Origin of the sequence: Methylobacterium sp. Leaf108, from assembly GCF_001423265.1 — a bacterium.
In the GTDB taxonomy this organism is placed as follows: Bacteria; Pseudomonadota; Alphaproteobacteria; order Rhizobiales; family Beijerinckiaceae; genus Methylobacterium.
The window spans coordinates 427,611-439,548 of sequence record NZ_LMND01000001.1 but is presented as its reverse complement, the minus strand read 5'-3'; the positions used below and the strand labels follow the sequence as shown (position 1 = coordinate 439,548).

Sequence of the window (11,938 nt, the reverse complement as noted above, 5' to 3'; positions counted from 1 at the left end):
TGCCGACGCCTTGCCCGCCGAGCGGACGAGAGGACACTTCCCATGCCCCCATCAGCCGAGGCGGCCGGCGACCAGCCGGTCCCGGCCCTGTTCTTTTCGCAGGTCGTGCGTCGCTACAGCCAGGGCCATGGCGCCCTGGAGATCCTGCGCGGTGCCGACCTGGCGATCTGGCCGGGAGAACTCGTCGCCCTGGTGGCGCCCTCGGGCGCCGGAAAGTCGACGCTGCTGCACATCGCCGGGTTGCTGGAGCGGCCCGACGGGGGCGAGGTCTACATCGGCGGCACCCCCACCGCGACGCTCGCCGATTCCGAGCGCACGCGCCTGCGCCGCGAGCAGATGGGCTTCGTCTACCAGTTCCATCACCTGCTGCCGGAGTTCTCGGCGCTGGAGAACGTGGTGATGCCCCAGCTCATCCGCGGCCTGAGCGGCAAGGACGCCAAGGCCCGCGCCACCGAGCTCCTGAGCTTCCTCGGCCTCAAGGACCGCCTGATCCACCGCCCGGCCGAACTCTCGGGCGGCGAGCAGCAGCGCGTCGCCATCGCCCGCGCCGTGGCCAACGGGCCGCGCCTGCTGCTGGCCGACGAGCCCACCGGCAACCTCGACCCGCACACCGCCGCCCACGTGTTCGGCATCCTGCTCTCGCTGGTGCGGGCCTCGGGCCTCGCCGCTTTGGTCGCCACCCACAACCTCGATCTCGCCGCCCGCATGGACCGGCGCGTCACCATCCGCGACGGTCTCATCGAGCAGCTGGCCTGAGGGGCGGTACCCGGGCGCTCGATTTGACCGGCGATCCGTCAAACCCTATCTGCGGCAGGGACGCGACGGCGGACGGCGACGGCCCGCGATCCCGCGGTTCGACCCCTTTTTTCCAGTCCGGTTACGTCATGGCCATTCGTCCCCTCGTCATCCTGCCGGATTCGCGCCTGCGTCTGGTCTCCGAGCCCGTGGGCGCCGTCACCCCCGAGGTCCGCGCCCTCGTCGCCGACATGCTGGAGACGATGTACGACGCCCCCGGCGTCGGGCTGGCCGCCATCCAGATTGGCGTGGCCAAGCGCATCGTCACCATCGACACCTCGAAGGACGAGAACGCCCGCGAGCCGCAGGTCTTCCTCGACCCGACGGTGGTATGGGCGTCCGAGGAGAAGCGGATCTACGACGAGGGCTGCCTGTCGATCCCCGAGTTCTACGGCGAGGTCGAGCGGCCGGACCGGGTCCGCGTGGCCTTCCGCGACCTCGAGGGCGCGACGCGCGAGATCGAGGCGGACGGGCTGCTCGCCACCTGCATCCAGCACGAGATCGACCACCTCAACGGCGTCCTGTTCATCGACCACCTGTCGAAGCTCAAGCGCGACCGTGTCACCAAGAAGTTCGCCAAGGCGGCCAAGCGCGGCGAGGCCGCCTGAGCGTGCCGCGACCGCCCGAGGGGAAGCGCGCGTGAGACTGGTCTTCATGGGCACTCCCGCCTTCGCCGCGGCGACCCTCGAACGGCTCGCGGCCGACGGCCACTCGGTCGTCGCCGTCTACACCCGCGCGCCGGCCAAGGCCGGGCGCGGCATGGCCCTCACCCCCTCGCCGGTGCATGCGCTGGCCGACCGCCTCGGATTGCCGGTGCGGACCCCGTCGAGCCTGCGCGGCGAGGAGGCGGCCGAGACCTTCCGCGCCCACGACGCCGACGTCGGTGTGGTGGTGGCCTACGGCATCATCCTGCCGCAGGCGATCCTCGACGCTCCCCGCCACGGCTGCCTCAACCTGCATGCCTCCCTGCTGCCCCGCTGGCGCGGGGCCGCCCCGATCCAGCGGGCCATCATGGCGGGCGATGCCGAGAGCGGCGTCGGCGTGATGCGGATGGAGGCGGGCCTCGACACCGGCCCCGTGGCGATGGAGCACCGCATCCCCATCGCTCCGGGCACGACGGCCGGCGCCCTGCACGACGCCCTGATGCCGGCGGGCGCCGATCTGATGGCCCGTGCGCTCGCGGTCCTGGCCCGGGACGGCCTCGCCCTGACACCACAGGCCGAGGACGGGGTCGTCTACGCCCACAAGATCACCAATGCGGAGAGCCGCATCCGGTGGGACCTGCCGGCCGAGGAGGTCGCCCATCACATCAACGGGCTGTCGCCCGCCCCCGGCGCGTTCTTCGAAGCCGACCTCGGCAAGGGCCCGGAGCGGGTGAAGGTGCTGCGCGCCAGGGTCGCGCCGGGGGCGGGGGCGCCGGGGACCCTGCTCGACGAGGTCTGCACCGTCGCCTGCGGCGAGGGTGCCGTCGAGCTGCTGGAACTGCGCCGCGCCGGCAAGGGCGGCGTGTCCACCGGGCCCGAGTTCGTCGGCGGCGCCCGGCTGGCGCCCGGATTCCGGCTGCCGTGACCCGACACCCGGCCGTCGCGGCGGCGTGTCGCTGATGCCGCGCTACAAGCTCGTGATCGAATACGACGGCGCCCCGTTCTGCGGCTGGCAGCGCCAGGCCGAGGACCGCACCGTCCAGGGCACGATCGAGGCGGCGGTGACGCGGTTCTCGGGGGAGGCGTCACGCCTCACCTGCGCCGGGCGCACCGATGCCGGCGTCCATGCCATCCATCAGGTCGCCCACCTCGACCTGACGAAGGCCTGGCGCACCGACACCGTGCGCGACGCCCTCAACGCCCACCTGCGGCCGCATCCCGTCGCGGTGGTGAGTGCGCAGGTCGTGCCCGAGAGCTTCGACGCCCGCCATTCGGCGATCCGCCGGCACTATCGCTACCGCATCCTCAACCGGCGCAGCCCGGCGGCCCTCACCCGCGCCCACGTCTGGCACGTGCCCTGGAAACTCGATGCCGGGCCGATGCACGAGGCCGCGCAGACGCTCCTGGGCCGCCACGACTTCACTGCCTTTCGCGCCGCCGAATGCCAGGCCAAGAGCCCGGTGCGCACCCTCGAACGCCTCGACGTGGCGGTGACGACGATGGGCCTGTTCGAGGAGATCGTCATCACCACCGCGGCCCGCTCGTTCCTGCACCACCAGGTCCGCGCCATGACCGGCACCCTGATGATGGCCGGCTGCGGCCGGTTCAGCCCGGCCGACGTGGCCGCCATCCTGGCCGGCCGCGACCGCAGCCGATGCGGGCCGATGGCCCCGGCCCAGGGGCTGACGTTCGTGGGGGTGGATTACGACGAGGACGCCGCACCGAAATAGGCGGTCAGGACCCGGCCGTAGATCGCCGTCAGCCTCTCCAGATCCGCCACCGCCACGCATTCGTCGGTGCGGTGCATGGTCTCGCCGACGAGGCCGAACTCGATCACCGGGCAGGCGTCCTTGATGAAGCGGGCGTCCGAGGTGCCGCCGGTGGTGGAGAGCGCCGGCACGAGGCCGGTCTCGGCCTCGATGGCGGCGCAGACCAGTGTCGTGAAGGCATCGGGCGTCGTCAGGAACGCCGGTGAGTTCGACGGCAGCAGGTCGAGGGTGAAGCGCACCTCGCTCCCCGCCGCCGCGTCGAGCCGATGGCGGATCTCGGCACCCAGGGTCTGCGCGGTCCAGAGGTCGTTGAAGCGCACGTTGAAGGTCGCGCGAGCCTCGGCCGGGATCACGTTGGTGGCCGGGTTGCCGACGTCGAGCGTCGTCCATGCGAGGTTCGAGGCATCGAAATGCGCGGTGCCGCCGTCGAGGGGCGCGGCCAGCAGCGCCGAGGCGAGGCGCAACAGGCCGGGGATCGGGTTCTCCGCCTTGTGCGGATAGGCGACGTGGCCCTGGCGGCCGTGCACCTTGAGGTGGCCGGTGAGCGAGCCGCGCCGCCCGATCTTGATCATCTCGCCCAGCCGGCCCGGGTTGGTCGGCTCGCCGAGCAGGCAATGGTCGAACCGCTCGCCGCGCGCCCGCGCCCAGTCGAGGAGCTTGACGGTGCCGTTTACCGCCGGCCCCTCCTCGTCGCCGGTGATGAGGAAGCCGATGGAGCCGGTGAAGGCCTCGCCATGGGCGGCGAGGTGGGCGAGGGCGGCGGCCACCATGCAGGCGATGCCGCCCTTCATGTCGACGGCGCCGCGCCCGTAGAGCAGCCCGTCCTCGACCATGCCCGCGAAGGGCCCGTGGCGCCAGGCCGCGACGTCGCCGGTCGGGACCACGTCGGTATGGCCGGCAAACAGCAGGTACGGGCGGCCACTGCCGAAGCGGGCGTAGAGGTTCTCGATGTCCGGCGTGCCCGGCTCGGAGAACACCGGACGTTCCACGTGAAAACCCGCCGCACCCAGGACCGTCGCGAGATGGCCGAGGGCGCCGCCCTCCGCAGGCGTCACGGACGGGCAGCGGATCAGGGCCTGGGCGAGGGCGAGGGGAGAGGGGGCGATGATCGGGTCAAGCACGGGAAACGGCCCTTCGAGTGGTGCCCCGGGCATAGCGTGACCCGGGTATCCGGCAAACCCATGTCTTCCGGCGACGCCCGCCAGCGTTTAAGCGGGCATCCATGGCTCTCTCCGGCGACGAAATCGAACGCTATGCCCGCCACCTCGTCCTGCGCGAGGTCGGTGGGCCGGGCCAGGGGCGGCTCAAGGCGGCCCGCGTGCTCGTGGTCGGCGCGGGCGGGCTCGGGGCGCCGCTGATCCAGTATCTCGCCGCGGCCGGAGTCGGCACCATCGGCATCGTCGACGACGACACGGTCTCGCTGTCCAACCTGCAGCGGCAGGTGATCCACGGCACCCCCGATCTCGGGCGCCCGAAGGTGGAGAGCGCGGCCGACGCCGTCGCCCGGCTCAACCCGCATGTGGTCGTGGAGGCGCATCCGATCCGCCTGAGCGAGGAGACCGCCGCCGATCTCATCGCCCGCTACGACGTCGTCGCCGACGGCTCGGACAATTTCGCCACGCGCTACGCCGTCTCCGACGCCTGTTTCCATGCCCGGCGCCCCCTGGTGACGGCGGCGCTGGGCCGGTTCGACGGAACCCTGACCACGATCCGCGCCCACGAGACCGGTCCTGACGGACGGCCGAACCCGACCTATCGCTGCCTGTTCCCGAACCCGCCGCCGCCCGGCAGCGTCCTGCCCTGCGCCGAGGCCGGCGTGCTCGGGGCGCTCGCCGGGGTGATGGGTTCGCTGATGGCGATGGAGGTGATCCGCGCGGTGACCGGGTTCGGCGAGTCCCTGGTCGGTCGCCTGCTGATGGTCGATGCCGCCGCGATGCGGTTCGAGACCCTGAGCTACGCTTGGGACGAGGCGAACCCGCTCTCCGGCACGGGCCCGTGACGGGTCCCGATCCCACCCTCGCGCGGCTCGCGGCCCTGCGCCGGGGCGACCTCGCCGGCACCCGCGAACTGCGGCTGCCGGGCGGGGCGGAATTCCCCCGCGAGATCCTTGGGCTCGCCGAGACCCTCGAGATCCTGGATCTCGGCAACGGTCCCCTCGACCGGCTGCCCGACGATCTCGGCCGCCTGACGCGGTTGCGCGTGCTGTTCTGCTCGGGCACCCGTTTTTCACGATTGCCGCCGGTGCTCGGGGATTGTCCGGCGCTGAGCCAGGTCGGCTTTCGCGGCACGGGCCTGCGCGAGGTGCCGGGCGAGGCCCTGCCGCCGCTGCTGCGCTGGCTGACCCTCACCGACAACCGGATCGAGACGCTTCCCGCCGCCATCGGGCAGCGGCCGCTCCTGCGGAAGCTGATGCTGGCCGGCAACCGCCTATCGGCCCTGCCGGACACGCTGGCCGGAGCCTCGAACCTCGAACTGCTGCGCCTGTCGGCCAACCGCTTCGATCGACTGCCCGCCTGGATCGACACCCTTCCACGCCTGGCCTGGCTCTCGTTTGCCGGCAATTCATTCGATGTGGGGTCGATGCCAGGCCTCGTCCGCGAGGTGCCCTGGGACGAGCTCGCCCTCGGCGAGCGTCTGGGCGAAGGTGCATCGGGATGGATCCACCGCGCCGATTGGCGCGAAGACGGGACAGGGCCGGCGACCGCGGTGGCGCTCAAGCTGTTCAAGGGGGCGATCACCAGCGACGGGCTGCCGGAGCGCGAGATGGCGGCCTGCCTCCGGGCTGGCGCGCATCCCAACCTCACCGGCGCGCTCGGTCGGACGTGCGATCGCGCGGAGGGACGCCACGGCCTGCTGATGCCTCTTTTGCCGGCTCACTGGCGGGTCCTGGCCGGACCGCCGAGCCTGGAGAGCTGCAGCCGCGACGTCTACGACCCGGCCCTTCGCCTCGAGCCCGACGTCGCCGTCGCGATCGCCGCCGGCGTCGCCGCGGGGGCGGCGCATCTCCATGCCCGGGGCCTCGTGCACGGGGATCTCTACGCCCACAACGTCCTGTGGGACGGCGCTGCCGGCCGGGCGGTGCTCGGCGATTTCGGGGCGGCCGGCCTGCTACCGCCAGATGTCGGAGACCATCCGTGGACGGCCTTCGACGTGAGGGCCTACGGCCTGCTGCTCGGCGAGCTGCTCGACCGTTGTGCGGGCGATCCGCCGGGCCTTCGCGACCTGGAGCGGGCCTGCACCCAGCCCGATCCGGCGGCCCGCCCGCCGATGGACGCGGTCGCGGCGGCCCTGGCGGGTGCCCGAGCCTGACGCGAGGCTAGGCCGGCGTGGCGCCCAGACAGCATTTCTTGAACTTCTTGCCGCTGCCGCAGGGGCAGGGATCGTTGCGGCCGACGTCCTTCAGCGGGTTGCGCAGGGGCTGGCCGGCATCCTCGGCCGTCCAGGCGAGCTCGGCGATGGGATCGTCGAGGGGGCCGTAGCGGCGCGGGTCGAAGCGGCTCGGGTCGTCGGGTTTGGCCAGTGCCTGGCGCAGGGTCGTCCTGAACCACGGCAGGTCGCTGATCTCGTCGGTGATGCGGCCGTCCTTGCGTGCGGCCTCGACGCGGGGCGCGAGGTCGGCAAAGCCGAGCAGGGCGATCGCCTCCTCCCACCCCGTCCAGCCGATCTCGGCCTCCACCGAGACCCGCTTGTCGTCGAACCGCACCAGCAGGTCGTGGGTCTGCGCGCGGTCGATCCGGCCCGCGTGGGTGAGAAAGACCAGGGCCGTGAGGAGCTCGTAGCGCACGAACTCGTCGGTGGTGCTGTCCAGAATCAGGCGGTGCATCGGGGCGACGTCGCCGTCGAAGACGCTCACCACCACCTTGGCGAGCGTCGTGGTGAGGGCATCGCCGAGGATGGCTTCCAGGCTGTCGCCGTCCTGGCGCAGCAGGCGCATCAGCGGGGCGTAGGCCCGGCTGTCGCGGGCGGCGGCGAGCACGTGGACACCCCAGAACAGGAGGTTCACGTCCTCCTCGATCAGCTCCGCCTCCGAGGCGGCCGCATCGAGGACGGCGAGCACCGGTTCGGCGATGCTCGCGGGCGCCTTCAGGGCCCGTCGCAGGGCGCCCGCCGGCAGGTGGTTCTCCGCCGACAGGTCGGCGACGAGGATCGGATCGACCATGCTCACCTCGCCTGTCACGACCGGAGCGTCGCGCCGGTCTTGCGGGCGACCTCCGCCACGATGCGGCCACTCACCGCCTCGATCTCGGCATCGGTCAGCGTCCGCTCCGAGGGCTGCAGGCGCACCGCGATGGCGACGGACTTGGCGCCCTCCGGAATGCCGACACCCTCGTAGAGGTCGAACACGTCGATCCCGGTGATGAGCTTGCGCTCGGCCCCCTGCGCCGCCTTGACGATGTCGCCGGCCGCCACGTCGCGGCCCACCACGAAGGCGAAGTCGCGCGAGATCGGCTGGAAGTCGGACAGGGCCAGGGCCGGCTTGACCTTGGTCGGACGATACTTCGGCAGCGGCACCGCATCGAGCACGATCTCGAAGGCGACCACCTGTCCCTTGAGGTCGAGGGCCTTCATGGCGCGCGGATGCAGCTCGCCGAAATGTCCGACCACGATCTTGGGCCCGAACTGCAGCGTGCCGCAGCGGCCGGGATGAAGCCAGGACGGGCCGCCGGTCACCACCTGCAGGCCGCCCACCGGCACGCCGAGGCTGGCCAGCAGCGCCATGGCGTCGGCCTTGGCGTCGAAGGCGTCGACGGCCTTTGCGGCCCCGTCCCAATGGCGGCCGGCGCCCGCGTGCCCGGCGGTGCCGCGTCGTAGCGCCGCCGCCCGCATCGTCTGTCCCTCGGGCTGGTCGCTGGCGAAGCATTGGCCGACCTCGAACAGGGCGACGTCGCCGTTGCCGCGGTCGGCGTTGCGCTGGGCGGCGCGGGCGAGCCCCGGCACCAGGCTCGGGCGCATGTCCGAGAGATCGGCCGCGATCGGGTTGGCCAGGGCCAGATCGGCCCCGCCGCCGCCGAACAGCACCGCGTCGTCGTGGCCGATGAAGGACCACGTCACCGCCTCCACGAGGCCGCGGCCCGCCAGGGCCCGCTTGGCGTGGCGGGTGCGCCGCTGCAGCACCGTGAGCGCGGGCTTGCCGACGCTGGGCGCGCGCGGCAGGGGCTTGGCCTCGATCTGGTCGAGGCCGGCGATGCGGATGATCTCCTCCACGAGGTCGGCCTTGCCGCCGATGTCCGGGCGCCAGGACGGCGGCAGGACCTTGACGCGGTCGCCGCTGCCGGAGACGTGGAAACCCAGGGTCTCCAGGGTCACCTTCATCTCGGCGCGCGACAGTTCCATCCCCGCCAGGCGCCGGGTCTCGGACCAGGGGAAGTCGATGATCTGGTCGGTCTCGGGCGGCTCGCCGAAGACCAGCGCCTCGCCGGCGGTGCCGCCGCACAGGTCGAGGATCATGCGGGTGGCGAGGTCGAGGCCGGGCAGGGCGAAGGCGGGATCGACCCCGCGCTCGAAGCGGTAGCGCGCGTCGGTGACGATGCCGAGCCGGCGCCCGGTCCGGGCGATGTTGACGGGGTCCCACAGGGCCGCCTCGACGAGCACGTCGACGGTGCCGGCATCGCAGCCGGTGGCCTCGCCGCCGATGATGCCACCGATCGATTCGGGGCCGGCGGCATCGGCGATGATCACCATCTCCGGCTCGAGCCGGTAGGTCTTGCCGTCCAGCGCCTTCAACTCCTCGCCCTCGCGGGCCAGGCGGACCTCGAGTCCGCCCTGGACCTTGGCGGCATCGAAGACGTGCAGCGGCCGGCCGCGGTCGAAGGTGAGGTAGTTGGTGATGTCGACGAGCGCATTGATCGGCCGCAGGCCGATGGCGCGCAGCCGCGCCTGCATCCAGTCGGGCGAGGGGCCGTTGGAGACCCCGCGCACCAGGCGCACGGCGAACAGGGGGCAGAGCCCGCGATCCTCGGGGGCGAAGGCGAGCGTGACCGGCACCGTGCAGGCGCCCTCGCCACGCACCGGCTTCGACGGCTCGCGCGTGAGGCTGCCGAGGCCGGTGGCGGCCAGATCGCGCGCGATACCGGAGACCGCGGTGCAATCGGGTCGGTTGGGCGTCAGGTTGATCTCGATGACGGGATCGTCGAGCCCGGCGTAGAGGGCATAGGGCCGGCCCACCGGCGCGTCGTCGGGCAGCTCCATGATGCCGTCGTGGTCGTCGCCGAGCCCGAGTTCCGCGCCCGAGCACAGCATGCCCCGGCTCTCGACGCCGCGGATGGTGCCCACCGCCAGGGTGATGTCCTTGCCCGGCACGTAGGTGCCGGGTGGCGCGAACACCGAGACCAGCCCGGCCCGGGCGTTGGGCGCGCCGCAGACCACCTGCACCGGCGCGCCGTCGCCGGCATCGACGCTGCAGACCCGCAGGCGATCGGCGTTGGGGTGCTGCTCGGCGGAGAGGATGCGCGCGACCACATAGGGCTTCAAGGCGGCGGCCTTGTCCTCGACGCCCTCCACCTCGAGCCCGATCCGCGTGAGCGTCTGCGCGATCGTGTCGAGGGAAGCCCCGGTGTCGAGGTGATCCTTCAGCCAGGAGAGGGTGAATTTCATTTGCTTCTGTCTTTGAAGATCAGATGGATGGCGAGAACCAGTCTTGTTTCGACCGGGAGGGCGTCGAGCTTGGAAACGATTTCTCTCGCTTGACCGACGAGATCTCGCGCCTGATCGTCCTCGTAGAAGTTGGCCCTGGGAGGGGCGTAGTCGGCTTGCATTCTGGCGCTCTGCAGAGGGACAATCAATTCACCGATCCTGCTGAGCCTGTTGTCCTGCCGCAGCGGGCTCCCGGCCGCCTGGAAGGCGTTCTTCATCGAACCATGATCGAGCGCGCGATAAACGCGTTCGTATTCCGCGGTGTCCCGGCTACCCTCCGGCAGAAGCGCATCGGCAGATGCCTTCATCAGAGCATGAAAGGCAGCGTAGTAGGCGGTGCTGACCGCCCGTCGTTTGACCCCGGAACTACGCGGATGCTGGTCGATCAGTGCATCGGCCAGATCCAGGAGGCGTTCAACATAGGTGCCCATTGCCTTAATCGAGGTCCGGCTCAGATTGCCGCTCGCTGGCGACCTGGTTCGTGAGGAAGACGAAGCGTTCTTCGCCCTTCGCGATCAGCGCGTCCCTAAGATCGTGAATCGCACCGATCAAGGCTTCGCGGCGCTCAGCCGGCCTGCGTTCGTATCGGGCGGTGACCCGAATGATGGACTCGCCGTCGAAATCGATGTCCGAACGAACGTCGGCACCCTGAAATTCGGCTTCCGGCACCCGGCTTTTGAGGACGGAGAACACGACCTCCTGGATTTCCTTGTCGGTCATCGAAGCCTCCATTGGTTTATGCAAACCCGGCAAAACGCGAACGCCGTCGCGTCCTCGATCCAGGTCTGCGCTCTCGATCCAGGTCTGCGTCCTCGATCCAGGTCTGCGTCCTCGATCCAGGTCTGCGTCCTCGATCCAGGTCTGCGTCCTCGATCCAGGTCTGCGTCCTCGATCCAGGTCTGAGTTCCGGAGAATTCGTAGGCCGCACTACCCCGTCAACCCACTCACCAAGCTCGGGATATCCAACGGCCGGAAGCCGTAATGATCCAGCCAGCGCACGTCGGCCTCGAAGAACGGGCGCAGGTCCGGCATGCCGTATTTGAGCATCGCGATCCGGTCGATCCCGACGCCGAAGGCGAAGCCCTGGACCGCGTCGGGGTCGAGGCCGCAGTTCCTCAGCACGTTGGGATGGACCATGCCGCAGCCGAGGATCTCGAGCCAGTCCGTGCCCTCGCCGAAGCGGATCTCGCCGCCCTTGCGCGAGCATTGGATGTCGACCTCGGCCGACGGCTCCGTGAACGGGAAGAACGACGGCCGGAAGCGCATGGTGACCGCATCGACCTCGAAGAAGGCGCGGCAGAACTCCTCGATCACCCATTTCAGGTTGGCGATGTTGGCCGCCTTGTCGATCACCAACCCCTCGACCTGATGGAACATCGGGGTGTGGGTCTGATCGGAATCGTGGCGGTAGGTGCGTCCGGGGCAGATCACCCGGATCGGCGGCTGCTGCGCGCGCATCGTGCGGATCTGCACCGGCGAGGTGTGGGTGCGCAGCACCTTGCGCTGGCCGTTGCGGTCGGGGGCCAGGAAGAAGGTGTCGTGCATCTCGCGGGCCGGGTGGCCGGGCGGGAAGTTGAGCGCGGTGAAGTTGTAGTCGTCCGTCTCGATGTCGGGCCCCTCGGCCACCGAGAAGCCCATGTCGGCGAAGATCGCGGTGACCTCGTCGAGGACTTGGCTGATCGGGTGGATGCGCCCGCGCGCCTCGGGCGCCTCGCGCACCGGCAGGGTCACGTCGATGCGCTCGGCCGACAGGCGGGCTTCGAGGGCGGATTCGGCGAGGGCCTCCCGGCGGGCGCCGATGGCGGACTGGACCCGGTCGCGCAGCCCGTTGATGAGAGGGCCGCGGTCCTTGCGCTCCTCCGGGGTCATGGCGCCCAGGGTCTTCAGCAGTTCGGAGACCGAGCCCTTCTTGCCGACGGCCGCAACCCGCACCGCGTCGAGGGCGGCCTCGTCGGCGGCTGCGGCCACGCGGCCAAGGAGATCGCTTTCGAGGGTATCGAGGTCGGTCATCGGGGAGGACTCGGTTCAGGGCTCGGCGTCGGGCACGGGTAACGGCTTCCTGGCGCGGGCCATAGACGAATCGGCGCCGGAAAACGA

12 protein-coding genes are annotated in these 11,938 nt (G+C 71.0%); 6 read left to right on the top strand and 6 right to left on the bottom strand.

Going from position 1 to position 11,938, the window contains the following annotated elements:
* The first annotated feature begins 42 nt into the window (after window positions 1-42).
* From ASF39_RS02045 to truA, 4 genes are all read left to right on the top strand, one after another.
* Window positions 43-756: an ABC transporter ATP-binding protein gene (locus ASF39_RS02045; RefSeq protein WP_055879688.1), complete on the top strand. Its 714-nt coding sequence runs from the start codon at window positions 43-45 to the stop codon at window positions 754-756.
* 128 nt (window positions 757-884) lie between these two features.
* On the top strand, window positions 885-1,403 hold the full coding sequence (gene def, locus ASF39_RS02040) for a peptide deformylase (RefSeq protein ID WP_056280725.1): 519 nt from the start codon (window positions 885-887) through the stop codon (window positions 1,401-1,403).
* Window positions 1,404-1,449: 46 nt separating this feature from the next.
* On the top strand, window positions 1,450-2,364 hold the full coding sequence (fmt, locus tag ASF39_RS02035; protein ID WP_200938147.1) for a methionyl-tRNA formyltransferase: 915 nt from the start codon (window positions 1,450-1,452) through the stop codon (window positions 2,362-2,364).
* 34 nt (window positions 2,365-2,398) lie between these two features.
* On the top strand, window positions 2,399-3,169 hold the full coding sequence (truA, locus tag ASF39_RS02030; RefSeq protein ID WP_056281115.1) for a tRNA pseudouridine(38-40) synthase TruA: 771 nt from the start codon (window positions 2,399-2,401) through the stop codon (window positions 3,167-3,169).
* Here the strand turns inward: truA and dapE are convergent.
* Window positions 3,142-4,362 carry a succinyl-diaminopimelate desuccinylase gene (dapE, locus tag ASF39_RS02025; protein ID WP_056280721.1) on the bottom strand — a complete coding sequence of 407 codons (1,221 nt, stop codon included), beginning with the start codon at window positions 4,360-4,362 and terminating at the stop codon, window positions 3,142-3,144. The genes truA and dapE overlap by 28 nt on opposite strands.
* Window positions 4,363-4,430: 68 nt before the next feature.
* Here dapE and moeB point away from each other — a divergent pair, with 68 nt between their 5' ends.
* Both moeB and ASF39_RS02015 read left to right on the top strand, forming a co-directional pair.
* Entirely contained in the window at window positions 4,431-5,207 is a 777-nt protein-coding gene (moeB, locus tag ASF39_RS02020; RefSeq protein ID WP_055879672.1) for a molybdopterin-synthase adenylyltransferase MoeB, read from the top strand.
* Window positions 5,204-6,517 (top strand): leucine-rich repeat-containing protein kinase family protein, encoded by a 1,314-nt coding sequence (locus ASF39_RS02015; RefSeq protein WP_056280719.1) that lies wholly within the window; start codon window positions 5,204-5,206, stop codon window positions 6,515-6,517. The genes moeB and ASF39_RS02015 overlap by 4 nt, the downstream gene beginning before the upstream one ends.
* Before the next feature lie 7 nt (window positions 6,518-6,524).
* Here the strand turns inward: ASF39_RS02015 and ASF39_RS02010 are convergent, their stop codons facing one another.
* The 5 genes from ASF39_RS02010 to pheS all read right to left on the bottom strand — a co-directional run bounded on the left by ASF39_RS02010 (window position 6,525) and on the right by pheS (window position 11,851).
* Window positions 6,525-7,367, bottom strand: a complete 843-nt coding sequence (locus ASF39_RS02010; RefSeq protein WP_055881113.1) for a DUF1186 domain-containing protein — start codon at window positions 7,365-7,367, stop codon at window positions 6,525-6,527.
* Window positions 7,368-7,381: 14 nt separating this feature from the next.
* A complete protein-coding gene (pheT, locus tag ASF39_RS02005) occupies window positions 7,382-9,802 on the bottom strand; it encodes a phenylalanine--tRNA ligase subunit beta (protein ID WP_056280718.1) in 2,421 nt (806 codons plus the stop codon).
* Window positions 9,799-10,272, bottom strand: coding sequence for a hypothetical protein (locus ASF39_RS02000; protein WP_055879661.1), 474 nt, complete (start codon window positions 10,270-10,272; stop codon window positions 9,799-9,801). The genes pheT and ASF39_RS02000 overlap by 4 nt, the downstream gene beginning before the upstream one ends.
* Before the next feature lie 4 nt (window positions 10,273-10,276).
* A complete protein-coding gene (locus ASF39_RS01995; protein WP_156387506.1) occupies window positions 10,277-10,561 on the bottom strand; it encodes a hypothetical protein in 285 nt (94 codons plus the stop codon).
* Window positions 10,562-10,768: 207 nt separating this feature from the next.
* The gene (gene pheS, locus ASF39_RS01990; RefSeq protein WP_055879653.1) at window positions 10,769-11,851 is read right to left on the bottom strand and encodes a phenylalanine--tRNA ligase subunit alpha; all 1,083 of its coding nucleotides are present in this window, start codon (window positions 11,849-11,851) and stop codon (window positions 10,769-10,771) included.
* Window positions 11,852-11,938 lie beyond the last annotated feature (87 nt).

Bases quoted from the DNA above. Each gene is read 5' to 3' on its own strand.
- def (WP_056280725.1), top strand. From the start codon at position 885: ATGGCCATTCGTCCCCTCGTCATCCTGCCGGATTCGCGCCTGCGTCTG.
- ASF39_RS02045 (WP_055879688.1), top strand. From the start codon at position 43: ATGCCCCCATCAGCCGAGGCGGCCGGCGACCAGCCGGTCCCGGCCCTG.
- truA (WP_056281115.1), top strand. From the start codon at position 2,399: ATGCCGCGCTACAAGCTCGTGATCGAATACGACGGCGCCCCGTTCTGC.
- ASF39_RS01995 (WP_156387506.1), bottom strand. From the start codon at position 10,561: ATGACCGACAAGGAAATCCAGGAGGTCGTGTTCTCCGTCCTCAAAAGC.
- pheT (WP_056280718.1), bottom strand. From the start codon at position 9,802: ATGAAATTCACCCTCTCCTGGCTGAAGGATCACCTCGACACCGGGGCT.
- fmt (WP_200938147.1), top strand. From the start codon at position 1,450: ATGGGCACTCCCGCCTTCGCCGCGGCGACCCTCGAACGGCTCGCGGCC.
- dapE (WP_056280721.1), bottom strand. From the start codon at position 4,362: ATGCCCGGGGCACCACTCGAAGGGCCGTTTCCCGTGCTTGACCCGATC.
- ASF39_RS02010 (WP_055881113.1), bottom strand. From the start codon at position 7,367: ATGGTCGATCCGATCCTCGTCGCCGACCTGTCGGCGGAGAACCACCTG.
- pheS (WP_055879653.1), bottom strand. From the start codon at position 11,851: ATGACCGACCTCGATACCCTCGAAAGCGATCTCCTTGGCCGCGTGGCC.
- ASF39_RS02000 (WP_055879661.1), bottom strand. From the start codon at position 10,272: ATGGGCACCTATGTTGAACGCCTCCTGGATCTGGCCGATGCACTGATC.
- moeB (WP_055879672.1), top strand. From the start codon at position 4,431: ATGGCTCTCTCCGGCGACGAAATCGAACGCTATGCCCGCCACCTCGTC.